26 protein-coding genes are annotated in these 26,519 nt (G+C 40.7%); 7 read left to right on the top strand and 19 right to left on the bottom strand.

Annotated elements, in window-relative coordinates; translation table 11 throughout:
* Positions 1–78: 78 nt before the first annotated feature.
* The gene (locus IGI41_RS06740) at positions 79–1,098 is read left to right on the top strand and encodes a tyrosine-type recombinase/integrase (protein WP_430612480.1); all 1,020 of its coding nucleotides are present in this window, start codon (positions 79–81) and stop codon (positions 1,096–1,098) included.
* Between the two features lie 108 nt (positions 1,099–1,206).
* Here the strand turns inward: IGI41_RS06740 and lepA are convergent, their stop codons facing one another.
* A complete protein-coding gene (lepA, locus tag IGI41_RS06735) occupies positions 1,207–3,042 on the bottom strand; it encodes a translation elongation factor 4 (protein ID WP_430612478.1) in 1,836 nt (611 codons plus the stop codon).
* Positions 3,043–3,188: 146 nt separating this feature from the next.
* On the opposite strand from lepA, the gene IGI41_RS06730 reads away from it, so the two are divergent.
* The 4 genes from IGI41_RS06730 (at position 3,189) to IGI41_RS06715 (ending at position 5,977) form a co-directional block, all read left to right on the top strand.
* Entirely contained in the window at positions 3,189–4,403 is a 1,215-nt protein-coding gene (locus IGI41_RS06730) for a GNAT family N-acetyltransferase (RefSeq protein WP_430612476.1), read from the top strand.
* 64 nt (positions 4,404–4,467) lie between these two features.
* Positions 4,468–4,953: a nucleoside 2-deoxyribosyltransferase gene (locus tag IGI41_RS06725; RefSeq protein ID WP_430612474.1), complete on the top strand. Its 486-nt coding sequence runs from the start codon at positions 4,468–4,470 to the stop codon at positions 4,951–4,953.
* The gene (locus IGI41_RS06720; RefSeq protein WP_430612472.1) at positions 4,954–5,625 is read left to right on the top strand and encodes a hypothetical protein; all 672 of its coding nucleotides are present in this window, start codon (positions 4,954–4,956) and stop codon (positions 5,623–5,625) included. It abuts the gene before it with no gap.
* A 166-nt stretch (positions 5,626–5,791) separates the two neighbouring features.
* On the top strand, positions 5,792–5,977 hold the full coding sequence (locus IGI41_RS06715; protein ID WP_430612470.1) for a hypothetical protein: 186 nt from the start codon (positions 5,792–5,794) through the stop codon (positions 5,975–5,977).
* 59 nt (positions 5,978–6,036) lie between these two features.
* Here IGI41_RS06715 and lepB read toward each other — a convergent pair whose 3' ends face one another.
* The 4 genes from lepB to clpB all read right to left on the bottom strand — a co-directional run bounded on the left by lepB (position 6,037) and on the right by clpB (position 11,993).
* Positions 6,037–6,606 carry a signal peptidase I gene (lepB, locus tag IGI41_RS06710; RefSeq protein WP_430612468.1) on the bottom strand — a complete coding sequence of 190 codons (570 nt, stop codon included), beginning with the start codon at positions 6,604–6,606 and terminating at the stop codon, positions 6,037–6,039.
* Positions 6,607–6,767: 161 nt separating this feature from the next.
* Positions 6,768–7,733 (bottom strand): ABC transporter ATP-binding protein, encoded by a 966-nt coding sequence (locus IGI41_RS06705; protein ID WP_430612466.1) that lies wholly within the window; start codon positions 7,731–7,733, stop codon positions 6,768–6,770.
* A complete protein-coding gene (locus IGI41_RS06700) occupies positions 7,733–9,271 on the bottom strand; it encodes an ABC transporter permease/substrate-binding protein (RefSeq protein WP_430612464.1) in 1,539 nt (512 codons plus the stop codon). Before IGI41_RS06700 ends, IGI41_RS06705 begins: the two co-directional genes overlap by 1 nt.
* Before the next feature lie 118 nt (positions 9,272–9,389).
* Positions 9,390–11,993 carry an ATP-dependent chaperone ClpB gene (gene clpB / locus IGI41_RS06695; protein ID WP_430612462.1) on the bottom strand — a complete coding sequence of 868 codons (2,604 nt, stop codon included), beginning with the start codon at positions 11,991–11,993 and terminating at the stop codon, positions 9,390–9,392.
* 291 nt (positions 11,994–12,284) lie between these two features.
* Here clpB and IGI41_RS06690 point away from each other — a divergent pair, with 291 nt between their 5' ends.
* A complete protein-coding gene (locus IGI41_RS06690) occupies positions 12,285–13,811 on the top strand; it encodes an ABC-F family ATP-binding cassette domain-containing protein (RefSeq protein ID WP_430612460.1) in 1,527 nt (508 codons plus the stop codon).
* Positions 13,812–13,885: 74 nt separating this feature from the next.
* Here IGI41_RS06690 and IGI41_RS06685 read toward each other — a convergent pair whose 3' ends face one another.
* From IGI41_RS06685 to IGI41_RS06630, 12 genes are all read right to left on the bottom strand, one after another.
* Entirely contained in the window at positions 13,886–14,920 is a 1,035-nt protein-coding gene (locus tag IGI41_RS06685; RefSeq protein ID WP_430612458.1) for a lysylphosphatidylglycerol synthase transmembrane domain-containing protein, read from the bottom strand.
* Between the two features lie 27 nt (positions 14,921–14,947).
* The gene (locus tag IGI41_RS06680; RefSeq protein WP_430612456.1) at positions 14,948–15,220 is read right to left on the bottom strand and encodes a DUF1294 domain-containing protein; all 273 of its coding nucleotides are present in this window, start codon (positions 15,218–15,220) and stop codon (positions 14,948–14,950) included.
* Between the two features lie 30 nt (positions 15,221–15,250).
* On the bottom strand, positions 15,251–16,159 hold the full coding sequence (locus IGI41_RS06675) for a diacylglycerol/lipid kinase family protein (RefSeq protein WP_430612454.1): 909 nt from the start codon (positions 16,157–16,159) through the stop codon (positions 15,251–15,253).
* A 95-nt stretch (positions 16,160–16,254) separates the two neighbouring features.
* Complete coding sequence (gene pepT, locus IGI41_RS06670; protein WP_430612452.1) at positions 16,255–17,487, bottom strand: peptidase T; 1,233 nt, start codon at positions 17,485–17,487, stop codon at positions 16,255–16,257.
* 18 nt (positions 17,488–17,505) lie between these two features.
* The gene (locus IGI41_RS06665) at positions 17,506–18,624 is read right to left on the bottom strand and encodes a Nif3-like dinuclear metal center hexameric protein (RefSeq protein ID WP_430612450.1); all 1,119 of its coding nucleotides are present in this window, start codon (positions 18,622–18,624) and stop codon (positions 17,506–17,508) included.
* Positions 18,621–19,316: a tRNA (adenine(22)-N(1))-methyltransferase gene (locus tag IGI41_RS06660; protein ID WP_430612448.1), complete on the bottom strand. Its 696-nt coding sequence runs from the start codon at positions 19,314–19,316 to the stop codon at positions 18,621–18,623. The genes IGI41_RS06665 and IGI41_RS06660 overlap by 4 nt, the downstream gene beginning before the upstream one ends.
* Before the next feature lie 98 nt (positions 19,317–19,414).
* The gene (locus tag IGI41_RS06655) at positions 19,415–19,867 is read right to left on the bottom strand and encodes a hypothetical protein (RefSeq protein WP_430612446.1); all 453 of its coding nucleotides are present in this window, start codon (positions 19,865–19,867) and stop codon (positions 19,415–19,417) included.
* A 33-nt stretch (positions 19,868–19,900) separates the two neighbouring features.
* A complete protein-coding gene (gene dnaI, locus IGI41_RS06650; RefSeq protein ID WP_430612444.1) occupies positions 19,901–20,827 on the bottom strand; it encodes a primosomal protein DnaI in 927 nt (308 codons plus the stop codon).
* The gene (locus tag IGI41_RS06645) at positions 20,827–22,203 is read right to left on the bottom strand and encodes a replication initiation and membrane attachment family protein (RefSeq protein WP_430612442.1); all 1,377 of its coding nucleotides are present in this window, start codon (positions 22,201–22,203) and stop codon (positions 20,827–20,829) included. Before IGI41_RS06645 ends, dnaI begins: the two co-directional genes overlap by 1 nt.
* A gap of 16 nt (positions 22,204–22,219) precedes the next feature.
* Positions 22,220–22,690 (bottom strand): transcriptional regulator NrdR, encoded by a 471-nt coding sequence (gene nrdR / locus IGI41_RS06640; protein ID WP_054116231.1) that lies wholly within the window; start codon positions 22,688–22,690, stop codon positions 22,220–22,222.
* Between the two features lie 205 nt (positions 22,691–22,895).
* Complete coding sequence (locus IGI41_RS06635; RefSeq protein ID WP_430612439.1) at positions 22,896–23,537, bottom strand: FusB/FusC family EF-G-binding protein; 642 nt, start codon at positions 23,535–23,537, stop codon at positions 22,896–22,898.
* A 213-nt stretch (positions 23,538–23,750) separates the two neighbouring features.
* A complete protein-coding gene (locus tag IGI41_RS06630) occupies positions 23,751–24,080 on the bottom strand; it encodes a CsbD family protein (protein ID WP_430612437.1) in 330 nt (109 codons plus the stop codon).
* 159 nt (positions 24,081–24,239) lie between these two features.
* Between IGI41_RS06630 and IGI41_RS06625 the strand changes: the two genes are divergently transcribed.
* Entirely contained in the window at positions 24,240–25,019 is a 780-nt protein-coding gene (locus IGI41_RS06625; RefSeq protein WP_430612435.1) for an ABC transporter ATP-binding protein, read from the top strand.
* Between the two features lie 59 nt (positions 25,020–25,078).
* Here the strand turns inward: IGI41_RS06625 and coaE are convergent, their stop codons facing one another.
* Complete coding sequence (gene coaE, locus IGI41_RS06620) at positions 25,079–25,675, bottom strand: dephospho-CoA kinase (RefSeq protein ID WP_430612433.1); 597 nt, start codon at positions 25,673–25,675, stop codon at positions 25,079–25,081.
* A complete protein-coding gene (gene mutM / locus IGI41_RS06615) occupies positions 25,672–26,514 on the bottom strand; it encodes a DNA-formamidopyrimidine glycosylase (protein WP_430612431.1) in 843 nt (280 codons plus the stop codon). Before mutM ends, coaE begins: the two co-directional genes overlap by 4 nt.
* Between the last annotated feature and the right edge of the window lie 5 nt (positions 26,515–26,519).

The raw sequence follows: 26,519 nt of genomic DNA, 5'->3' as shown, positions 1-26,519 counted from the left end.
TATATTTTGCGTATTTTTATGTACAATACAACTTGTAGGAGGCTTTAATATTAACGGACCTGTAATGAAAATCTTAGGATGATTTCGAACCTATATAAAGATGGAGGAAAAGTTGATATTAAGGATATGAGTGTTTCTGATTACTTTGACTATTGGATGGAAAACTATGTAGAAAAGAAATTAAAATACAACACGCAGAAAAATTATCAGAATGTGGTCAACAAATACATAAAACCAGAAATCGGCAAATATTATCTGAATTCTATTGGACCAGCAAGATTACAAGAATTGGTAAATAAATTACCAAATGGGTTTAGCACCCCACTATCTAAACATTCAGTTGAAATTATCTTTACTGTCTTAAAGGGTGTATTTAAAAGAGCTGTTTATCCTTGGCAAGCAATCAATAGCAATCCAATGATCTATGTAGAAATGCCGGCTTTTGAAAACAAGCCTAAGCAAAATCGTGACGATATGAAAATAATCAGCATGGAACAATATCAAGCTATTCTAGATATAAATCCCCCTTCTAGCCCCTTTCATCTACCATTAATGATAGGGTTTCATACTGGATTACGCCGTGGTGAGGTTTGCGGTCTCCAATGGTCCGACATTTCATTTGAGGATCAAACAGTAACTGTGGAACGAATCATGCTTCAAGATAAGCATGGCATACAGTTAGGAACACCAAAAACACAATCTAGTTTTCGAACAATAGCAATAGATTCCATATTGCTGCAAGAATTAAAAAAAGTTCGCAAGCGCCAGTCCGAAAACAAACTACGTCATGGTAAATACTATTATGACACTCAATTCGTTTGCACTAAAGAAAACGGCGAACCAGTCACACCAAATTCAATCAAATGGCATAGCGGAAAAGTCAAAAAAGAATTAGGATTCGATTTCAACTTTCATTCCCTTAGACACACACATGCCACTATGCTTTTGGAGGATGGTGTAAAGCCTAAAATTGTACAAGAAAGACTTGGCCATTCCAGAATTTCTACTACAATGGATAAGTATGTCCATGTAACGAAAAAAATGCGGACAGAAGCTGTCGATATATTCGCCCAAAGATTAAAAAGATCATCAAATTAAAATTTATTTTCATGAAAAATGTCGCCCTAAAATAAATTAGGACGACAAACGGGCGAATAAATTATGAAAATTATATTTTTGTATCAAAAATTTTCAAACAAACCCTTGCTACTTCTTAGGTTCATCCTCATCCATTTTCAGAACGGCCATGAAGGCTTCCTGCGGTACTTCGACAGAACCGATCTGTTTCATCCGCTTCTTCCCTTCTTTTTGTTTCTCTAACAACTTGCGTTTACGAGAAACATCCCCGCCGTAACACTTCGCCAATACGTTTTTACGTAATGCTTTGATATCGGAACGGGCCACGATTTTTTGGCCGATTGCTGCTTGGATCGGCACTTCAAATTGTTGACGCGGAATCAGTTTTTTCAATTTTTCAACGATGGCTTTGCCACGTTCATAGGCAAAGTCGCGATGGACGATAAAGCTCAACGCATCGACTTTCTCAGCATTCAACATAATGTCCATTTTGACTAATTTGCTGACGCGATAACCAGACATTTCATAATCTAGTGAAGCATAGCCTTTGGTGCTGGATTTCAGTTTGTCAAAGAAATCAAAGACGATTTCTGACAATGGGATATTATAGACTACATTCACACGATAATCATCTAGATAATCCATGGTCACAAAGTCCCCACGCTTACGTTGTGACAACTCCATAACAGCCCCGACATAATCATTTGGCACCATGATTTGTGCTTTGACAAATGGTTCTTCAACATTATCTACAGTGCCAGCTTCAGGAAAGTCTGCTGGATTATCGACAGTCACAACGGAGCCATCGGTTTTATTGACATGATAGATTACAGATGGTGCGGTCGTGATCAATTCAAGGTTGAATTCACGCTCCAAGCGTTCTTGCACAACGTCCATATGCAGCAAACCTAAGAAACCGCAACGGAACCCAAATCCCAAAGCTTGAGAGGTTTCTGGCTCAAATTGTAAAGCCGCATCGTTCAATTGCAATTTTTCCAATGCTTCTCGCAAATCATTGTAACGAGACGTGTCGATTGGATACAATCCGCAATAGACCATTGGATTCATTTGGCGGTAGCCTTCTAATGCTTCATCTGCTGGATGATTGGCCAAAGTGACAGTATCCCCCACTTGGGTGTCTTTAACAGTCTTGATCGCTGCGGTGATGTAACCTACATCCCCCACCATCAATGCTTCTCTTTGGATTGCTTTTGGTGAGAAGACACCCACTTCTGTCACATCGAAGGTTTTGCCGTTGCTCATCATTTGGATTTTGTCACCAGGTTTGACCATTCCTTCCATGATGCGGACATTTAGCACAACACCACGGTAGGAGTCATAGACGGAATCAAAAATCAATGCTTTCAGCGGTGCTTCAATATCTCCTTGAGGTGCCGGTACATATTCAACGATTTGTTCTAAAATATCTTCGATCCCGATTCCTGCTTTGGCACTGGCCAAGACCGCTTCGCTGGCGTCGATCCCGATCACATCTTCAATCTCTTTTCGGACGCGCTCAGGGTCAGCTGCAGGTAAATCGATTTTGTTGATGACTGGTAAGATTTCCAAGTCATTGTCCAATGCCAAGTATACGTTAGCCAATGTTTGTGCTTCGATTCCTTGCGCAGCATCAACTACAAGAACTGCACCCTCACAAGCTGCCAAACTACGAGATACTTCGTAGGTAAAATCGACGTGCCCAGGGGTGTCGATCAAGTGAAATATATACGTTTCACCATCTTTGGCTGTATAATTCAATTCCACTGCATTCAACTTGATAGTGATTCCGCGTTCTCTTTCCAAATCCATTGAATCCAGCAGTTGATGCTGCATTTCACGAGAACTTACAGTATGGGTTTGTTCTAAGATACGGTCCGCTAATGTCGATTTCCCATGGTCAATATGGGCGATAATGGAGAAATTACGAATTTTCTCCTGTCGTTTTTTCATTTCTTCTATGTTCATGGATACGTTCCTCATTTCTTTTAGTCAGCTTTTCTATTATACCAACGAAATGATAATAGTGAAAGTATTTTTCTTAACCGTTATTCAAACATATTTGTTCAGGTTTTGCTATACTAAAGCTAGTAAAAATAATTGGAGTTGAAACAATGGATAATACTTTTCATGAGAAATTTCATATTCGACCTGTGGAAGAGAAAGATGTCGACCAGTTTAACGAATTACTCAGCTATGTTTTCCAAATCACTGAATCAGATATTGAAGAAAGCGGATATGAAAACAAGCGAGAAATGATCAAATCAAAACGACCGATTTTAGAACTCTCTAAAGTTTTTGGATGGTTCAACGAGGACCAGTTGATTTCGCAAATTGCGGTTTACCCTTGTGAGGTCAATATTCATGGCACCTTGATGAAAATGGGCGGTGTAACGGGTGTTGGCACTTATCCTGAATATGCTGGCCATGGACTGATGAAAGATTTGATCAAGTTGGCACTGGAAACGATGCGCGCAGACAAACAATGGATTTCTTATCTGTATCCTTACAATGTGCCCTACTATCGCCGTAAAGGGTGGGAAATCATGTCAGATAAGCTGTCCTTTAAGATTCGGGATACCCAGCTGCCCAAAACCAAAGAAGTGCCAGGTATCGTGGAGAGAAAAGATGTCGATGATCCAGATGTTTATACAGTCTACAACCAATTTTCTCGTGACAATCATGGCGCCTTGCAACGCACAGCCTTCCATTGGGAAGAATACTGGCGCTATGAAAATGAAGACCAGCGAACTGCAGCGATTTATTACAACGAAAGCGGCCACCCTACCGGCGTGCTCTTTTATTGGGTAGCAGAAGAAGTATTTCATGTCAGAGAAATGTTTTATCTGAACCAAGAAGCCCGAAATGGTTTGTGGAACTTCATCACAGCCCACTTTTCAATGGTCTACTGGGTCAAAGGCGATATTTACACCAACCAACCCTTGTCCTTTTACTTAGATGACAGCCAAATCAAAGAAACCCTCGAGCCTTATTATATGGCGAGAATCGTTGATGTGACAGAATTTTTGAGAAACTTCCCATTCAAAGCTTTTTCAGGGGCTTTCCATTTCGTGGTGTCCGACCCAGTTGCTGAATGGAACAATGGCATTTTTGGTGTCAGTTGCCAAGACGATAAGGTTCAGGTGACGAAGGAAGCAATTGGCAAAGCGGTCCAATTAGATATTCAGACCCTCACTTGCCTTTTGATGAATTATCGTCGTCCAGCCTATCTAGAAAGAGTGGAACGCTTACGCACTGATAAAGAAACATTGCGCTTGTTAGAGACGATCATTCCGGATATGGAAGCTTACTTTAGTGATTATTTCTGATTTCCATACATGTCTCTCAGTTGACCATCACAACAGAATCTATCAATACTAGGAGTGTTTTTTTATGAATATTTATTTTGCAGCCCCATTATTTGCAGCCAGTGATTTACAGTACAATGCGACATTAGTAGAAAAAATCCGCCAACAATATCCGGAAGTTACCATTTATCTTCCCCAAGAAAATGTGGCCATCAATGATAAAAGTGCTTATGCTGACAGCAAAATGATTGCTCTAGCCGATACCGAAAAAGTCTTGACCAGCGATTTGATGATTGCTTGTTTAGATGGGTTGACCATTGATGCCGGTGTCGCTTCAGAAATTGGTGTGGCGTATGCCAAAGGAATTCCTATCATTGGTCTTTATACCGATAGTCGCCAACAAGGTGCCGACAATCAGCAAAAACTGAACGCCTTGCAAACGGTAGCCGAAAATCAATTTCATTATGTCAATTTATATACTGTTGGACTGATCAAATTAAATGGCGAGATTTTCTCTTCAGAATCAGCCTTACTTGAAGGATTAGCGGCCTTCTTTCAGGAGGACAAATAAATGAACGGAAATTATCAACGCATTCAACGAATATTTACGGTTTTTGGTTTTTTGGTCTTGGCATACTCCGTGTGGGAATTTTTCCGCGGTGTTTATCCGCAAAGCCAAGGATTGATGTTTATTGTTCAAGCAATCATGGGTATTCTTTTGATTTTTGTACCAACATACAGCAAAAAATTACTCAAGATTCAATTACCGAATGCAACAGTCTACTTTTACTGGTTTTTCTTATTGATCTCAGTCTTTATGGGAACGATCTTACACTTGATCGAAATCGTGTCCTTCTGGGATAAAATCTTGCATGCTGTCAGTCCGATGGTTCTAACAGCAGTCGGATACGGATTGATTTGTATGCTCCTAAAAGAAACGCCTGTCACAAAGGTTTCTCCTTGGCTTTTCTTGCTAATGGGCTTTGCCTTTGCTGGTCTTTGCGGCGTCTTCTGGGAATTTTGGGAATTTATCTGTGATTCGATCGGCGGCATGAATTTGCAGCGTTATGCGACGCTTGATGGGACGCTCTTTGTAGGTCGTGAAGCATTGATGGATACAATGGGTGATTTATTCATCAACACGATCGGCGCAGCAGTAATGGGTGTGATCGCCTTTTTTCAAGGGCGAGGCAAACCGGCATATTTTGAAAGTTATCGTATTAAAAAGATTACCAAATCATGAGCCTAAAGTATGTTTCTAATCTTTTATTAGAGACATACTTTTTTCACGTCAATTGATGGCACAAGCACTGATATACAGTTTTTAAAAAGTTTTTTATTTCACGAACAAGATCATCTCTGCTATAATAAATATGAATAAATGACGATAGGTCAGTAAGGAGATGCGTATGATTCTGTCTGTATTTTTCATTTTGTGTTGTTTGATTTTCTCATCCATCACCTATGCATTTTCTAAAGATGCGAATAAATTCGTTCAACCAATATCGATCAAGATTATTTTCATTGCGTCAGCTATTATTGCGGTTTGGACAATGTTGTTTTCAGTGGTAGCGTTGGTGGCATGGATCGTATAAAAAAAGCATTCCTGCATGTTTCGAGTCTGTACTCGATCCTTGTGCAAGAATGCTTTTTTTTAAAATAATTTGAGTTCTGACAAAGGCCAATAGCGTAATAGGACTTTGCCTTCCATTTGGTCATCTGTCACAACGCCAAAACTGCGACTATCACGAGAAATCAAACGATTGTCTCCCATCACAAAATAACTGCCATCAGGTACTGTGATCGAGAAGTCCTCCGTAAATTGGGTCGCACTAGCTGCGATTTCTTGGAACATCTCCCGATAGCTATATTCCTCTTGCAGTTTGTCATCGGCAAACTTTTCTTTAAAATCATCTAAGTAAGATTCTGCATAGACTTCACCGTTGATGGTCAACACATCATCTTTCATTTCTACCGTATCACCTGGTAAACCAATGAGGCGCTTGACAGCAATTTTGCTGGTATCATCTGGTTCGACACATATCACGATATCCTGACGATCGTAGGTCGTCACTTTGGTTGCGATCAAACGCTGTTTATCCGCTAAAGTCGGATCCATAGAATGTCCACTGACTTTGACTGGTGTTAACACAAACAAGCGCAAGAGAACAACTACGATGATAAAGAAAATCAGAAACCAATTTTCCTTTAAGATTCTTCCCATATTGAATGTATGCTCCTTTACTTTCTTCAATGGCAGATTGCGTAAAAGCGCATATCATCAACCAATGATTCTATTCTTTTATCTTACGTAACTTTCGACTTTAGAGCAAGAGAAAACACCAAATTTAAACAATCTGATATTTTTTGTGACAATTTTGTTCCCTATTGTTGATTCACATTGGATTCACGGCTTAAAAAAGCAAAGACATTTTGGTTATTTAAGGTGCCAATCGCTTGATCATTGTCGATAATGGTCAACGCTGCTGATTTGGCAAATAATGGATAAGTATTATTCAACATGGTATCTGCATTGACTGTTTCAAGGGTTTGATCGATTTCTTGACTATAATACCCCATCTCAACCAAATCGGCTACTTTCACTAATTTAGCTTCATCGTCTCCAGTTTCTTCAAAAAATGTTTTAACAAACTGTGTTTTCGGTTGAGCAATAATGACTTCTGGTGTATCACACTGAACGATTTTTCCTTTGTTCATCACAGCGATCCTTGATCCTAACTTGATGGCTTCTTTCATATTGTGCGTCACAAAAACAATGGTTGTACCTAATTCTTGATGCAAAGCCAAAACGAGTTCCTGTAAGGCATTTCTAGAAATTGGATCTAACGCACTGAATGGTTCATCCATAAGAATGACTTCTGGATTGGCAGCTAGTGCGCGCAGAATACCGATTCTCTGTTGTTCCCCGCCAGACAATGCTTTCGGAAGACGGTGACGATACTGCTCAGGATCTAGCTGAACTTGTTTCAGTAACCGATCAACGGCTTCACTACGGTCTTTCTTAGACCACCCCAACATTTCAGGGATGACTTCTATGTTCTGTTTGACATCCATAGTCGGAAATAACGCGATTTGTTGCAATACATACCCCATTTGCCAACGCATTTTTTGTATATTGTAATCTTTGATGCGTTTTTCTTTAAAATAAATATCACCTTCAGTTGGCTCTGACAATGCATTGATCATTTTTAACGTCGTTGTTTTACCGCTGCCTGATGGACCGACGAGGACAAATATTTCACCTTTTTGGATGGTCAAATCAAGATTGTCGATGACAGTTTTTCCATCAAATGCTTTACTGACTTGTTTAAATTCAATAATTGAGGTCATTATTCACCCTCCTTAAGTAACCCTTGGTCAAGTAAAAATGTTTTGGCCACTTCTGCCGGCTGCTTGCCTTCAACGTTTACTTGATAATTCATTTCGCTCATTTGTTCTTCGGTGATTTTCCCTGCTAATTTTTCCAAAGCTGTCACCACTTCCGGATGTTCTTTTGCGAAGGCTGCTTTCATCAAAGGTGCGCCTTGGTATGGCGGAAATAAGTGTTGGTCATCTTCTAATATCACCAATCCATACTGCTGCAACTCACTATCAGTTGAATACGCATCTAATAGATTGATATCACCGTTGTTGATGGCTTGATACCGTAAGGCAGGCTCCATACTTTGCACGCTCGGGAAATCTAATCCGTATTTGTCTTGGATACCCGCATAGCCATCCGTACGGTCAATAAATTCTAAAGTAAACCCTGCTTTGACCTGACGCTCGATTTTTTTCAAATCAGAGATGGTTGTTAATTCATGTTCTTTTGCAAACTCTTTTTTCACTGCCAATGCATAGGTGTTTTGATAGGCCATTGGTTTTAATAAGGTCATGTCAAATTGTTCGTTTAATAAAGTCACGGCCTCTTGGTATGTCTGATCAGAGTCAAGGCTTTGGCTATCGACATCATCAGGTACCTCAACCAAACTTTCTAAAACCGTACCGGTGAATTCTGGGTAAATATCGACTTGATCATTGTCTAAAGCGCTGAATAGAAAGCTGGTTTTTCCAAAATTCGGTTCCAGCTCAACCTGGACATCCGGATTTTCTTGTTCAATCATCTCTTTATACATATTGATCAAAATATCCGGTTCGGAACCCAGTTTTCCAGCGATCCGAATCGTATTGGGCGCAAAAATACCGCTTTGTGAAAAAGAAATGCCGCCAATCACGAAAATCAAGGCTGCCAATGTAATGATCGTATAACGAGGTTTTAAGTGTTGTAGGTATCGAATCAAGGTACTAAAGATGATCGCCAATAGCGCTGAGCTGATTGCCCCAATCAAAGTCAACGCTGGCGCGTTCCGATCGATCCCCAGCAAGATAAAAGAACCCAACCCGCCTGCGCCGATCAATGCTGCCAATGTGGCAGTCCCGATGATCAAAACCAAAGCAGTCCGGATACCGGAAATAATTACAGGTAACGCAATTGGTAATTCCACTTTGATCAAACGACGCATTCGGGACATACCAAAGGCCACGGCTGCTTCTTCTATGGAAGGATCAATCTCTGAAAGGCCAATATACGTGTTCTGAAAAATTGGCAACAATGCATAAATCACTAATGCGATCAATGCTGGCGGTGTGCCGATACCGACAAAAGGAATCAGTAATCCTAACAAAGCCAATGACGGGATCGTTTGCAGCACACTAGTGATTTGCAGTCCGACTTCGGCTGCTCGTTTATGATTCACGAGCCAAATGGCCAGCGGAACAGCGATGATGATTGCAATCAATAATGCCATGATGGATAAGGTCAAATGCTCAAAGACCGCTGTTACCAGTTCTCCTTTTCGTTCATTTAATGTATCAAAAAAAGTATTCATCATTTCATCCTTTCTCGTGCCATACCCTCAGTATAAACGAAGGGTGCATTTCCTGCCAAAATCAAGACTTAAAAAAAGAGAGTTGCCTGGTAATGGCAACTCTCAAATAAAAGTTTCATCAATCAATAATTGGTTTGTTTTCAAAAACCAACTGGTCATTCAATAATTCGATCGTGACTTCAGTTTTTGGTAATACTCTGCCAGAAACGATTTCTTTGGCAAGCGGTGTTTCAACTTCTTTCGTGATGAATCGGCGTAAAGGCCGCGCACCGTATGCCGGTTCATATGAATTTTCAGCAATCCATTTTTTGGCATCTTCAGTAATGGTTAATCGAATATCTTGTGCTTCCAAGCGATGTGACAATTGGGCAATGATCTTGTCTACAATACCGGTCACATTAGCCAAACTTAATGGCGTAAACAAGATCGTATCATCGATCCGGTTCAAAAATTCAGGTTTAAAGTGGCCCCGAAGCAAGCCTCGAACCCCTTCAGCGATTTCTTCAGGAATCGTCCCTTCACTTGTCACACCGTCTAACAAGAGTTGAGAACCAATATTGCTGGTCATGATCAGAACAGTATTTTTGAAATCGACCACTCGGCCCTTCGAATCAGTCAAACGACCATCATCTAACACTTGCAACAAAAGATTGAAGACATCCGGATGGGCTTTTTCGATTTCGTCCAATAAAACGATGGTATAGGGATTTCTCCGTACAGCTTCCGTCAGTTGACCGCCCTCTTCGTAGCCAACATATCCTGGAGGCGCCCCTACCAAACGTGAGACCGCATGTTTTTCCATATACTCACTCATATCGATCCTAACCATATGCTCTTCTGAATCAAAGAGATTTACTGCCAAAGCTTTCGCAAGTTCAGTTTTTCCGACACCAGTAGGACCCAAGAAGAGGAAAGAGCCCAATGGACGATTTGGATCTTGGAGACCGGCACGAGAACGTAAAACTGCATCGCTGACAGCATCAACAGCTTCATCTTGGCCAATCACCCGTTGATGTAAGGTTTCGTTCAACTTCAACAATTTTTCTCTTTCGCCTTCAACAAGTTTTGTCACAGGAATGCCGGTCAAACGTCCGACCACCATCGCAATTTCATTCTCTGTCACGGATTCTTGGACCATGCGAATACCGTCGGCAGCATTTTTCTCTTCTAGTGCTGCCAATTCTTTTTCTAGTTGAGGAATGGTCCCATGTCTCAATACAGCAGCCCGTTCAAGATCATAATTATTTTCGGCATCTTCCAATTCATGTTTGGCTTTATCGATTTCTGCTCGTTTGTTCGATACAGCATTGACTTCTTCTTTTTCTGTCTCCCATTGCATTTTCATGGTATTGACTTCTTCACGCAATTCAGCCAATTCAGCTTGGAGGATCGTGAGACGTTTTTTAGATGCGTCGTCAGATTCTTTCTTCAATGCAGCTTCTTCGATTTCTAATTGCATCAAACGTCGAGTCACTTGATCTAATTCAGTCGGCATTGAGTTCATTTCGACGCGAATCGTTGCACTGGCTTCATCCACTAAATCAATCGCTTTATCTGGCAAAAAGCGATCGGTGATATAGCGGTCAGACAAGGTTGCTGCTGCGACTAATGCATTATCATGGATATTGACCCCATGGTGAATCTCAAAGCGTTCTTTTAACCCCCGCAAAATTGAAATTGTGTCTTCAACTGTCGGTTCTTTGACCAATACTTTTTGAAACCGCCGTTCTAGCGCTTTGTCTTTTTCCATGTATTGACGATATTCATCCAATGTAGTAGCGCCAATCGTATGCAATTCACCACGCGCCAGCATTGGTTTCAATAAGTTGCCTGCATCCATACTGCCCTCGGTTTTACCCGCTCCGACGATGTTATGGATCTCATCGATAAAAAGAATGATACGCCCATCGGCTTTTTTGACTTCTTGTAAAACAGCTTTTAACCGTTCTTCAAATTCTCCACGGAATTTTGCGCCAGCAATCAAGGCACCCATATCCAATGAGAAGATCGTTTTGTCTTTCAAGTTTTCTGGCACATCTTTTCGCACGATCCGTTGGGCAAGACCTTCTACGATCGCAGTTTTACCAACACCAGGTTCACCTATCAAAACAGGATTATTCTTGGTTTTTCTTGACAGAATACGAATCACATCTCTGATTTCTTCATCTCGACCGATGATAGGATCCATTTTTCCGCTGCGGACTTGCTGTACTAGATCGACGCCATATTTTTCTAGGGCTTTATATTGTTCTTCTTGATTTTGTGAGGTCACATGATCCCCTCCTCTTAATTGTTCAATGGTTTGTTTCAACCCTTTTTCTGATATCCCTTGCTTTTTTAGATAGACAGTCAACGGATGATTCTTCAACTTCATAAGTGCCAACAATACGATTTCTGTTGACAGGTATTCATCTTGAAACTGATTCTTTAATTGATCCGCTTCAGAAAGTAAGTGAAATAGATTTTGGCTCATCGACTGACCATAGCGAATATTGCTGCCTTCAACTGAAGGTAGTTCATCTAATAGTCGATCTACTTCTGCTTCTAAAGCAGGTACATCTACCCCTGCATCGGTATAAAAATTGCGACCAAACTGATTGGCTTGCAAGAAAATTTTCCATAAATGGGCAATATCAATTTCTTGATGATGCCGTGTCATCGCCACTTGTTGTGCTTCAGCTATGGCACTTTGTAAGGTTGTTGTCATTTTTTCTGGGTTCATCAAAATCCCTCCCATGTCATTCTTTAGACAAAGATGTTTGAAATAACACGTTTGTCTACTCTATTAGTATACAACTTTGGTCAGATATGGTCAAAATATTCCACTTGATTTAAAGATATTTTTTTATTATTTTTTTCATGAAAATTGACAGAAAGCAAATCGGAGTGTTATGCTAAGTGCTGATTGATTTTTAATAGTCAAAGAATGAGCTGATATGGCGGTATTTACCCCATACGCAATGTTCAAGCTGTTAACGAATGATGTTTTCGGCTTTTTTATATGGAGGAAATTATGTTAACTTTAACGAATATTACCCAGCAATTTGGGGACAAATTGCTTTATGAAGATGTATCTGTTCAAATCAACCGTGGGGAAAAAGTAGGTTTGATTGGACGAAACGGGGCCGGAAAAAGTACTTTGATCAAAATAATTACAGGTGAGATTTTACCAGATGATGGTTTTGTCAATTTTCCTAAAAACCTCAAAATGGGCTATCTTGATCAGTATGTCAATGTGGATGAATCCCAAACGATCCGTGATTTTTTGCGCTCGGCATTTGCCGCTGATTTTGCCAAAGAGCAACAAATTGCTGATTTATATGTGACCTATAGTGAATCTTATGATGACAAGATTTTGGAAAAAGCCGGTGAACTGCAAAACCAATTGGATCAAGGAAATTTTTATCAAATGGATACTTTGATCGATGATCTGGCTGAAGGCCTGGGTATTGCGGTTTTAGGCATGGATACCCCATTGGTTTCCTTAAGTGGTGGTCAACGGTCTAAATTGATTTTGGCTAAAATGCTCTTAGAAAAACCGGATATGCTTATTTTGGACGAACCAACCAACCATTTAGATGATGAGCATATCAAATGGCTGGTTGACTTTCTGCAAAATTTCACTGGAACCTATTTAGTTGTATCTCATGATCGTCACTTCTTGAATCAAATCACTACCCATATCATAGATATCGAATTTGGCAAGCTATCTAAATATACCGGTAACTTAGACAAAGCCTTAAAATTAAAAACGCTGCAAAATGAAAGCTATATGAAACAATATGAAGCGCAACAAGAACATATCAAAAAGACTGAAAGTTATATTCGCAAGTATAAAGCGGGTTCTCGCTCAACGATGGCGAAAAGCCGAGAAAAGCAATTGGCAAAAGTTGAACGCTTAACACCGCCGCAAGATGTCCCTAAACCTCATCTAGGATTTGATATGGCACCGATCGTTACGACATTGGCACTTGAAACCACCAATTTGGTGATTGGCTATGACCAGAAACCATTGTTGACACCGATCAATCTGACCATTCGCTATGGTGAAAAGATCGCCATCCGCGGTTTTAACGGAATCGGTAAATCAACGTTGATCAAAACAATTTTAGGATTGATTCCAGCTATCGAAGGCAATGTTTCTTATCCGCAACACACCAAGTTCAATTACTTTTCCCAAGATCTTGAATGGGATTATCCATTGCAAACACCCTTGCAATACTTGGAAGATTTATTTCCCAAAGCGACCAATAAGGAATTGCGTCGGCAATTATCACGCGCTGGTTTACCCAGTCAATTGGCGCAAGAAGCACTGAAGCTGCTAAGCGGTGGTGAACAAACCAAAGTCAAACTGGCTGAGATGATGCTGATCAAGAGTAACTTCTTGATTTTGGATGAACCGACCAACCATATCGATCAAGATACCAAGAATAATTTACAAGAGACTTTAGCTGCATATCCAGGTACTGTTTTGGTGGTTTCCCATGAAGCGGAGTTTTATGAAAATTTTGTTGATCGAATCGTTGATTTGAAAGAGTGATAGCAATAAAGAAAATCAAATTCGCACCATTTTCTGTATATAAAAAAGCCATTCCTAGTCAGGAATGGCTTTTTTTAATCAACTTTTACTTTTTCACTTTTTAATTCTGTCAATTCAGCTTGAATATCTTTACGCTTTTGAACCATCACATAGCAAAAGCCAATCACAAAAGGCCAAATAAATGTTGCAAAACGATATAACAGCATAGAAGATGCGGCATCAACCGTACCAACTAATGGACCAAATAAAAACATATAGACAAATTCAAACGAACCGATACCAGCTGGTGTTGGGATCACCCCAGACAACACCACCGTAAAGCTGATAAACGAGAATGTCAATAAAAAGTCAATATCCGGATGATTATTGACCAAAATCACATAAGGAATCACATACCACGGCACCATCTTCAACATATTCCAGACGTAGATCCGCAAGAACGCTGTTCGGTCTTGAAGAATCGAATTGACTGTCTCCCGCAAAGAATAGATTTGCATATTGCATTTATCAATGATCTTTCTAAGCGCTTGACGTTTGAAGAGTTTATGGCTGATTGCCACAAACAAGACCTGCACGTTGATACTGACCGATAAAGCCAGTAAAACTGCAATAATCAAAAACACCAAGATGATCCCTGCCAAAATCAACCAAATCAAATTTGGCGCGTGACCATAAAAAAGTGAGAATTGAATGATCAACCCGGCGATGGCATACGTCAAAATAGCGAATTTGTACATCACCATGTGCAATGTCGTAACCCCCACACCTTGTGACAGCTGCAAGCCGCTTTTACGATAAAAGTTGACTTCCGAAATCAGCGTACCCGCCCCAAATGTGATGATTCGATAAAAACCGCTATAGCAAACAGCAAAGAAACCATCTTTCGTAGAGAATTTAGGTTGAAAGTTCCCTGCGATTTCTTTGACAGTTCGCCCTTCGATCCATAAATACAATGTCCCTAATACCATAACCATCAAAACAACCAACCCGCTGGTATTTTTGATTTCTGCTAAGATATCCATCATTGAACTGCGAATAAAGAAATACATGACGCCTAAAATAGTCATCAATAATAACAAGTTTAATCCAAATTTTATTTTCGCTTTCATCTTAACTCCTTGTTTTGTTGCAGCGTACTAGGCAAAGAAAATAATCAATAACAACGCAACCAATAGACCCAAAATAAAGACGATCGTGAACTTCTTTTTTTGGGTTTTATGGTGAAATATCCGTTGTGCGATCAACCCGCCGAAGCCGCCGCCGATCAATCCCATAAAAAGCAGATTCATTTCTGGTACCCGCCATCTTTTTTTCACCGCTTGATGTTTATCATACCCCATTAAGCAAAAAAGATAAAGGTTGGCTGCCAGTAAATAGAACCATAAAGGATTATAAAGCCATGCATCCATTTGTTTTCCTCCACATCAACAATTATTCCATTACTTACTTTCTGTCTTGTCTTCCGGCACGCGCATTGTCAGACCATGTTTGATAACTTTCATCTGAATCGGCAGATCATCGGTTGGATCTCCATCTGTTCTGGTTTGGACTTTTTTTTCTTTGGCACGAATTGTCAACTCTGATGCCGTAAAATAATCCACACCAGGGACTTTCGCAATTCGGCCGCGAATGATACGTGGTAAGAAAACAATAAATTCCAAGATATTCAATTTGGGCAGCAGGATGATATGAAACGCACCATCATCAGGTCGAGCCGATTCATCAAAGTTGGTAAATCCGCCAGCTGAATTTGACATAATCACCGTTAGCAGTTGTGCTTTGCCTTGCCATTTTCGCTTTTCAGATACGAGTTCTAACTTGTACTGTTTCTTTTTGAAGAGATAATGGAAGAAACGTTTCATGAAGGCCAATGGTCCATATTGTTGTTTTTCTTCTTGTGAAGTAGCAGCCGCAGTATCCGCCAATAGACCAATCGTCATCGTTGAGATCATCACTTGATCATTGACCATTCCATAGTCGATTGCACGATCCGTCCCATTCAAAATAGTCTCAAATGCTTCTTCTGGTTTGATAGAAATACCTAGCATTCTGGCAAAATTATTCACTGTTCCACCTGGGATGATGCCTATTTTCAAATCAGGCAGTTGTTCCTTGAAGGTTTGGATGCCATGATGGATCGTGCCATCGCCGCCAATGATCACGATCGTATCCACTTGATTTTTTTTTGCTGCCTGACGTACTTCTTCAGGGTCAATATCTGGATTTGAAGGCTGGAGAACAACCTTAGATGATGGTTGATGCGCTGTGACATACTCTTGAAATTTTTCAGCCGTCTCTTTGGCTTCACTTTTTCCAGCTGTATCATTATATAAAACAATGATATTCATATTATCCACTTCCTAAAAATGGCTAGGCCCTGCGCATCATGCGTCAAGAATGCCCAGCCATAAAATTTGATCACTGTGTATTCAAAAAAATACCCTTATACTGTTGCGTTTAACTGAGCAATTTTCACGATCACATCGGTTGCTTTGATCATCGATTGTAAAGAAACAAACTCATAACGACCGTGCATGTTTTCTCCACCAGCAAAAATATTTGGCGTTGGAATGCCCATATATGAAATTTTAGAACCATCAGTTCCACCACGAACTGGCTCGATCACTGGTTGAATAGCCAATTCTTCCATCGCATTTTGGGCTAATTCGATGATACTCATGTCTTTTTCGATGATTTCTTTCATGTTGTAATATTGGTCGTATAAATGGATAGCGATCCGTTCTTGGTCATACTGCGCATTTAATTTATTTTGGATCGCCAAAAGTTCTTCTTTACGTGATTCGAACCGGGCACGATCATGATCACGAATAATATAAGACATTTTGGCTTCTTCAACAGAACCGCTAAGATGCATCAAATGGAAAAAACCATCTCTGCCATCGGTTTTTTCAGGTACTTCATCTGCAGGCAATAAATTTTGGAAATCGATTGCGATTTGCAATGCATTGATCATCGTGTCCTTTGCAGTACCTGGATGAACATTTTTTCCTTGTATCGTGATTTCTGCTTGTGCCGCGTTGAAGGTTTCATATTGCAATTCACCTACTGGTCCACCGTCCATAGTATAAGCGAAATCCACCGCAAAATCAGCGACATCAAATTTGTCGGCTCCGACACCAATTTCTTCATCAGGACCAAAAGCCACCTTGATTTCCCCATGCTTGATTTCAGGGTTCTTGATCAAGATTTCCATTGCTGTCATGATCTCAGCAATACCTGATTTATCATCAGAACCTAAGAGTGTTGAACCGTCTGTTGTGATCAAGGTTTCCCCTTTGTAATTTTTCAGATTAGGAAAATCTTTGGTATTCAGCGTATATTTGCCTTCTTTGTCCAAATTGATCGTCGATTCCCCGTCATACTTCTCAATGATCTGCGGTTCCACATTGACTGCATTGAAATCCGCTGTATCCATGTGGGCAATAAAACCGATTGAACGAACGTCATGGCTGACATTACTTGGTAATGTACCAATCACAAAACCGTTGCTTTCATTGTAATGGACATTTTCAAGGCCTAATTCTTCCAGTTCTTTTTTTAATACTTGGGCAAACGCAACCTGTGATTGGGTCGATGGGGTTGTGCTGCTGGTTGCATCAGAACGGGTTTCTGTTTTGACATAGCGTAAAAAACGTGGCAATAAATTTTCGTACATAATAAGCGCTCCTATCTATTATTGATATTGAAATGGGTTTGTGGAAGTCGTTGCTGGGATAAAGGTCACAGACCAGTCTTCTTCGGCTTTCCACTGATTGAATTTCTCAATGAAACGTGGAATACATAAAGCTTCGATATGATGACCGGGATCTATGCCAATCACTCCATTGGCTTGCATATCATGGGCAATATGGTACGTGACATCACCCGTGATATAAACATCCGCTTGTGCATTCAGTGCGTCCGTGTAAAAAGATTGACCACTTCCGCCGCAAATAGCGATTCGTTGCACGTATTTTTTTGCATGGATAGGTTTGATGACACGTAAGCAATCCAAATTGAATGCTTTCTTAACATCGTCAACAAATACGTCAAAGTCGACAGGTTTAGGCAAGTTTCCTACGCGCCCAATACCATACACCTTTGGTAGATTATCTAATGTATATAGATCATACGCCGGTTCTTCATAAGGATGCGCTTGAATCATGGCATCAACTACTTTGCTTGTGATCGTTTCAGGAAAAATAACCTCGATTTTGGCTTCTTGGACTTGTGTTTCTTTACCTGCTGCACCAATAGCCGGATGGGCTTTGGCTTGAGGAATGAACCGACCAGTGCCGATCAATGAGTAACTAGTATTGCTATAATCCCCTTGTTGTCCAGCACCTGCTTTGGCTAACACGCTGCGGATGTGCCCTGCTTGATCGACAGGCACAAAAACGGCCAACTTTTTCATTTTAACTTGATGGGTTTGGTGTAAAAAGGTCTCTGCTTGAATCCCTAAAAGTTCACAAAACCAATCGTTCAATCCATCATCGATAATATCCATATTGGTATGCGCTGCGTAAACCGCAATATCGTGTTTGATCAATTCCATCAGCATCTTCTCTTGTGGATCATCAGAAGACAGTCTAGAAACAGGTCGAAAAATCGGCGGGTGTTTGACAATGATCAAATCGATTTCTTTTTCGATTGCTTCTACAACCACTTCAGGACGCACATCCAATGCCATCATGACCCGTTCGATCGGTTTATTCAATGTACCGACATGCAAACCAACTGGATCTCCAGCTTCTGCCAACCATTGGGGACAGTACGTTTCAAATTTATGGATAAAAGTTTGCCCATCGATCACGACAGCACCTCCTCGATCCAGCCGATTTGTTCTTTCAATTGCGCAATTTTTTGCTCCTGCGGGTCTTTCGCCTTTTGAAGAGATTCGATTACACGAAGCTTTTGTTGTCGTTCATGCTGCCACTTCTTTAGAAAAACCGCGTTTTTTTCTTGCATCAAAAGTGGGCCGAAGAATAATTGCTTTAATGAATAGGTAGAGACACCTGGTTCAGCCACAATGATTTCATATTGTTTTTCATTTTCAGAAAGAAGCGTTTCATCAATGATTTGGTAGCCATTTTCTTGGAGCCAGATACGCAAGGGCCATTCCCCAACGTTTGGTTGTAAAATCAATCTGTTGACACCGGATAAATGATGATTTGCTAAACCATCTGCGAGAATCGAGCGAATCAATGGTCCCCCCATACCGGCAATGACGACAGTATCGATTTGATCTTCAGGAGTGATTGCGGCTAAACCATCCGCCAAGCGCACAGTGATTTTATCTTCAAGATGATTTTTTTGGACCTGTTTATGTGCTGATGTATATGGCCCTTCAACGACTTCTCCTGCAACAGCATAAGATATTTTATTTTGCAGCATCAATGCCACTGGTAAATAGGCATGGTCTGAGCCAATATCGGCTAATCTGGCTTGATCAGGTACAAATGACCCGACACAAGACAAACGGTCCGATAATGCATGTTCATTCATTGTGACACTCCTTTGTTTGATTGTAGTATAGCATTTCTCATCGAAAAACAACAAAATGTGCGTCTTGACGTGGAGCAAATGCCAAGACGCACTTGTACTTATCCTGCGACGATCGTTAACTGTTTGATTGAATTGCCTGGAATCTGCGGTGGGATCGACATCGTCATGATTGGTAGACCTTGTAATGTCACTTGAACTTTGGATCCTTTAGCAAGTTCAGTCACTTCACCGTCAAAGGCTGCGACTGGTACATGCAAAATCACCCCATCACTTTGAAAGCTTTTGACTATATCATCGTCATCTTGCACAGATTCTACCTCTTTTAAGAAAACTTGGATCGTATCATCATTGCCAGTCGATGCATCTTCTTGGATCGTTCCCGTAAAAATCGTTTCAGACGCCTCCTCTTGTGTGGTACTGCTGACCATCGTTGCATCTGTGGTACTCGTTATCGTTGTATCGCTGCTGGACGCTGTGCTCGTTCCTTGTCCACAAGCGGCTAAGATAATGGCAGCAACTAAGGCCACACCTGCTGTTGTCATTTTTTTCATTGGCGGATTCCTTTCATTTAAGCATATAAAATTTTATTGATTCCGGCGGTTTTGACCGGTCATTTGGATTTCTTGTGTCAAATAGCGGATCCGTTCCATGATTCGTTTGGCTTTCAACGGTTCAGACTCTCCTCGTTGTGTGACAGAAAGGTGCGCCTCTAACTCCTGCATGGTGAAATTGGAAGAAAAGAAAGTCGGAAGTTGTTCTTGCATGCGGTATTGCAATATCACACCAAAAACCTCATCCCGAATCCAACTGCTCATGGCATCTGCACCAATGTCATCCATCATCAAGATTGGGGCTTTTTTGACCGCATTTAATTTTTCCCCCACCTTATCTTTGCCGATAGCTTGTTTCATTTCCACCGCAAATGTTGGAAAATGGACCAGCGTCGTTGTATAACCTGCCTCTGCCAAATCTCTAGCAATGGCCCCTAATAAAAAGGTTTTACCGATACCAAAACTCCCCACCAAATACAAGCCTTTATGAAAATCTTGCGGGTGTGTTGTCAATTCATTGATAAAATCGACCGCTGCTGCAATAGCTTCCATTCGGCCAGGTGTTTGCTGATAATCAGCAAAACTGGCTTCTTGAATATCCTTAGGCATATCCATCGCTTTGATGCGGCCGCGAATTTCTTCTTGTTTTTGATAAGCCAACAATTCTTGGGTCGGTACATACGTGACATCAATAAAATGAAAATTCAATGCCAAACGTGGTTCATAGCCAGGTGCGATCATACCGGGATCATTTATACGGAATTTACGTTTTTCTTGGACAAACTCATAAAGCTTCGCATAGCTTTTTTGAATATCGGCTTCCGTCAAAGCATCTTGATTTTCTTGGATAAAGGTTTTGACATCTGGATCTTCTAAAACTTCTGCCATCATTGCAGAAAATTGACTGCGATAATTCCTTTTGTCCAGCATATGATTAAGGTTTTTTCCAACATGTTCCATTATTTATCACCGGCTTTCTTCTGCAGATAATTTTGTAATTTCCGATCTAATTCTGCTTGACGCTCTGGCGTCAATGTTGTTTCTTCTACTGGCGTTTCTGCCCAAGCCGGCAGTTTTTCTTGACGAATGATTCGGCTGCCGTTTGTTTGCGGCCGATTCCGTTTTTCTTTGGCGGCATGCACAAGGTTGCGCACATGTTTGATGGCATCTTCTGCGGTCCCAATTTTCAATTCTGACCATTGAGCCGCTATGTTGTTGATATAACTGCCATTTAAAGCAGCATTATTTTGGACAACCAATGCATAATGGATCAAGACATTGATCACACTGTTTGGCAATGGAGAACGTTCTACCAAACTTTTGATCAGCCATTGTTCTGAATCAGTCATAAAGTTGTTTTTTTCCGTTTTGATTGCTTTGAGAAACGGGATGGGTGCAGTCTGTTCACTTTGTTGAATCAGGAGAATGTCATTCTCAGAAAAGCCATTTTGTTTTAGGGTATTAAAACGCCGCAGTTGCGACTCTGTTTCAGGATCCTCGCTGCTCGTCTTTTTATTGAAGGTTTGGCGTGACTTTCTGCGTACTGCTTGTTCCAGTCGTTTTTGATCAATTTCGCCTGTTGTCAATGATACATTGTCTGCCATCAAATCCAACAGCTCTAAAACATCATAACCGTACAATGCATGGTACATCAACAACTTCTGTTTAAATGATGCTGTGAAATTGTCTGAACGAATATAGCGTCTTTGCGCTTCGTAAAGCATGAAGTCCCAATCCAAAGCAGCAGCATCCAAAGTCAAAGCCTGCTGTTTATCTTGAAATTGGTCTCGCACCGTTTGCAGCTGTGCTTCGCTCGCTGAAAAGCGTTTGGTATCAAACCCATAAGCTGCTGTAAATGACGTCGTAGTTTCCTCATAATCATCGATGGCGGTTGATTGCGGCTGGAAGAGCGACACCAATTGATTGAATTTCCGCTCACCCACTCGACTCAACAATAAGTAACTGTAAAGTTCATCTTGGAAAAAATCCAAAGGATGGACAGGCTCTTGCAAGATATATAGATACGTTGTCTCATGATGAGAATCGGTTTTTTCAAAAGAACGCAATAGGCCAATCCCTTCCAATTTTTGTCTGGCCTGAATAAAACGCTGCATCCCGACATTCATTGCATTCAAAAGATCTAAAATGACATGATCATTTGCAATAGCCTGTGACGGATCGATCGATTGATGATCAGCTGCCAGAGAAAGGTAAAGAGCTAATCCATCACTTTCAATGATTGGTTGATATAAGAAAATAAGGGCGTCTTTGCCTTCCGTACTCAATGGTCGGCTTTTAAAGACTTGATAGCTTTGATTTGGCAGTTGATTGCCCACATGTTTCCCCCCTTATTTACTCTTGTGGTTCTTTGGCTTTTTCGACGATATCTTGCAGCTCTTTCAAGAATACAGACATATCTTTGAACTGACGATAGACACTTGCAAAACGAATATAAGCAATTTCATCTAAATCGACCAATTCTTCCATCACAAATTCACCAATCATCGTTGTAGAAACTTCATTTTCACCTAAAGAGCGGACCCGGGACTCTACATGATCAACGATCGTTTCCATTTGATCCATTGTGACAGGTCGTTTTTCAGCAGAGCGAATCAAGCCCCTTAGTATTTTTTCTCGATTAAACTCTTCGCGGGCACCATTTTTTTTGATCACAAGCAAAGGTGCTTCTTCAATACGTTCAAAAGTTGTAAAACGGTAACCGCAGTTCTCACATTCCCGACGCCGACGGATCACACGGCCATCATCTGCTTGCCGACTGTCGACAACTCGTGAATTGTTATGATGACATTTTGGACATTGCATGGTTTCACCCCATTTTTTTCTTTTCTACGTTTACGATTTGTGTAAAGCGATTAAATTATATAGTTAATTATAACATGAAATATAGCGCTACAATAGCTAAAACCGCTCATTCGCCACATTTAATAGAAAATTTAAATAATAGAAAGCTTGTTTTTTTTAGGTGTATTGAAAAAAACGGCAGAAAGTTTCCTGCCGTTTTTTTCATTTAATTTTCTTTCATTTTGACTAACTTGAGAAATTCCGCCAAATGCGCTTGATCTGTTAGTTGCTGATTGCATCGCTGACTGTCACGACAAATATAATTGCCACGTTTGGTATAGGTACCATCGCCACTTGATTTGGTCAAAGACAGAAACATCGAAACGTTGCTTTCGTGCTGGCAAATGGGACAAATCCCCTTTTTGACCTCTGTTGAGAGATGTCCATGAACGGCCGTATAGCCCTCATTTTCAGTTGCAATCAAATATTTGCTCTGGCTGCCGATATCATCCCAAGCCAAATAAGTTGTTTCTTGCAAATCGAAATCGTCAAAGTCAGGTACTTTCAATTTTTTGACTTTGCGAAAAAGTTTTTCCGTTTGCTTGATCGTCGGTGCTGGAAATGGTTCGACGTACGTTTTTAAGTCAGAGAGATGGGCTTCAGCTTTTTTGATACTCAATCCACGTTGAAACATTTCATTGATGATCAAAAGTGCTTGATCATCTTGTGGATTGAATTGTCTGACCACCACATCTTTGGTCATCCCTTCGATGGTTTGAATCGTTTGCGGATCATTGACGGATTGATAGGTACGCACCAATTGGAAAATTTGTTCTTCGATAAGATTGAATTGATAAGGTTGAATCATCTTTTTGCCTCTTTCCTTTTCGATTATATGATTTTTCTTTCCTTTAGACACAATGCGAAAAGCTGCATTTGATGACCACCACCTAATTCGATATTCATGAATCGATTGCACTTGGGATTATAAGCGTTCCACCATGCTTTGTCAAACCAACAAAAGTCATGATTCAGTAGTACAAAAAACCGCAGCATCATCAAAGAAGCTGCGGGTCGGAATTTATAACTTGTCTTCGATACCAGTATAATGTTTTAACTGATCTGCATCACGGCGTTCAGTGGATGTGATCTTGTTTTGGTCAGGATGATCTTCACTCAACAATTCTTCATGTCCCAACGTTTCTGGCGTTGTGCGATCTTGACGTGCATCCCTTTCATCGTTTTGCCGATCCAAATCATCTACACGCTGTTCACGGCGCTCTTGTCCAATACGACCTTCTAATGCCTGTTCCTTACCTGATTTTTCCAGTTCTTCGTTATTGGTCCATTCACCAATCTTTTCTTTGGCGGAACCAACGATCACGTCTTTTTCATCTTTAAACGTTCCCATGATTATCCCTCCTATTATATATCTATCATAACAAGGAAAGATAGATAAAACAAAAGATACGAATGCGGATACATCCTTTAGCACGATCCCTCAAGTGTGTTATACTACTCAGCAGAAAGGAATAGTCAGAATATTCAGTTTGAGCAAAGGAGATACGCCATGTCCAAAATAGATTTTAAAAATGTTACATTTATTAGGAATAAACAAAAATTGTTAGACAATATCTCATGGCAAGTCCATGATGGGCAACATTGGGGCATCTTAGGCCTAAATGGAGCTGGAAAAAGTTTATTGCTGCAAATGATCACTGGCGCACTATGGCCTTCGTCTGGACAACGTGTTGTATTAGGAGAACCGTTAGGGAAAACGTCAGTCCCAGATTTACAAAAGCGCATTGGCTGGGTTAGTTTTGCGATTCAAAGCAAGTTTTATCCCACTGATTTGATCGAAGACATCGTATTATCTGGAAAATTTGCCAGCATCGGCATTTATCAACACTATGACCCTGTTCTATTACAAGAGGCAAAACAACACTTGCGTTCTTTGGGCATCGGCCATTTGATCGGTGCACCGTTTAGCCAACTATCCCAAGGAGAAAAACAATTGGTCATGATTGCACGAGCCCTCATGGCTGATCCAGAAATCATGATTCTTGACGAACCATGCACGGGATTGGATGTATTTGCACGAGAAGCGTTTCTCAACCGCATCTCCGCACTACAACACATGGCCCAGCCGCCGACATATATTTATGTCACTCATCACACGGAAGAGCTATTGCCCTTTTTTGATCATTTGCTTTTACTGAAAAAAGGGAAAATTCATGCCTTAGGACCAAAAAAATTAGTCTTCACTGAAAAAATCCTGGCAGATTTTTACGAAAAACCCATTAGTATTCATCCCTTTGCTGCACATCGGCAAATCATTTTCCCTCAATAAAAAACATCTTAGCATCATTGGATTTTATCCATAGTCCGATGCTAAGATGCTCTTTGTTTTTATTGTGCTTCCAAAAACCGATTGACCCATGCATCGATTTGCTGTGTCAAATCCTCGATCGATCCTTGATTATCAAATACGATATCTGCCCGTACTTTCTTCTTTTCAATCGATAGCTGACTGGCAATCCTTAATGCGGCTTCTGCTTCACTCAAATCATTTCGCAGCATCAATCGTTGTTTTTGCATTTCTTCAGGAATATAGATGACCGCTACTTGATCCATATATTGTTCATAACCAGCTTCATAAAGCAGTGGAATATCCACCACCACCAATCGATGGTCTTTGTTCGCTTGAATCTGACGCAAAATCTCTTGGCGGATAAAAGGAGATAAGAGTTGATTCAGTTGTTTTCTCTTTGCCTCATCTGCAAAAATGATTTTCCCCAATCCCTCTCGATCTAATTCACCTTGATCATTGATGATCTGATGGCCAAACGTTTCAATGAGTACTTTTAACCCTGGTGTTCCCGGCCGCACAACGTCCCGAGCGACAATATCTGCATCAACGATCGGAAAGCCTAATTTACGAAAGTGGGCAACAGCAGTACTTTTGCCACTCGCAATCCCCCCCGTTACGCCTAACACAAAGCTCATAGAAAATCCCTCATTTGCAATTGCTGACAATGGGGGCAAAAATGTGTGCCTCGTTGCGCAACTTTGATTTTGACGATCGGGGTGCCGCAACGCTGACAAGGATTGCCGGTTTGACCATAGACATGCAAGGATTGCTGGAATTTACCCGCTTCTCCTAAGGCGTTCAAATATGTTCGAATCGTGGTACCGCCGGCGTTGACCGCTCGATCCAGCACATCGATGATTGCAGCATGCAACAAGACGACTTCGTCTGATGTCAATGTATTAGCGGGTTGTTCAGGGTGGAGCTTGGCTTCCCAAAGCGCTTCATCCACATAAATATTGCCCAGCCCTGTCACCAATTTTTGATCAAGCAAGAGGGGTTTGATGGCCTTTTTGGCTTTTTTTAAGCCCATTTCAAAAGCTGGCAATAAAAATGAATCGGGTTTGGGTTCAGGTCCTAGTTGCTGAATCCCTTTATAGGATCCACTTTGATCTTTGTCTACCAATGTCATGCGACCAAATTTCCGGACATCATGGTACTGCAATTGGCTCCCATCCGTAAAATGAAAAATGACATGGGTATGTTTATCAATGATAGGCTCTTTTGCAAAAAATTCATATTTGCCTTCCATCCGTAAATGCGATATCAAATCAACACTTGTCATTTTGAAAATCAAAAATTTTCCTCGTCGATCAAATCCTAAAAGCTGCTGTCCTTTAAGCAACTCAGAAAAAATTGGTACTTCAGGACTTTCTATGATCCGCGGCCAGCGGACTTCAACGGAGGCAATGGTTTTGTTTAAGACTAATGACGACAATCCTTTACGAACTGTTTCAACTTCCGGTAATTCTGGCACAACTT

It is taken from the genome of Enterococcus sp. DIV0876 (genome assembly GCF_050529585.1).
GTDB lineage: Bacteria > Bacillota > Bacilli > Lactobacillales > Enterococcaceae > Enterococcus_D.
This window is presented reverse-complemented; position numbering and strand designations above follow the sequence as displayed.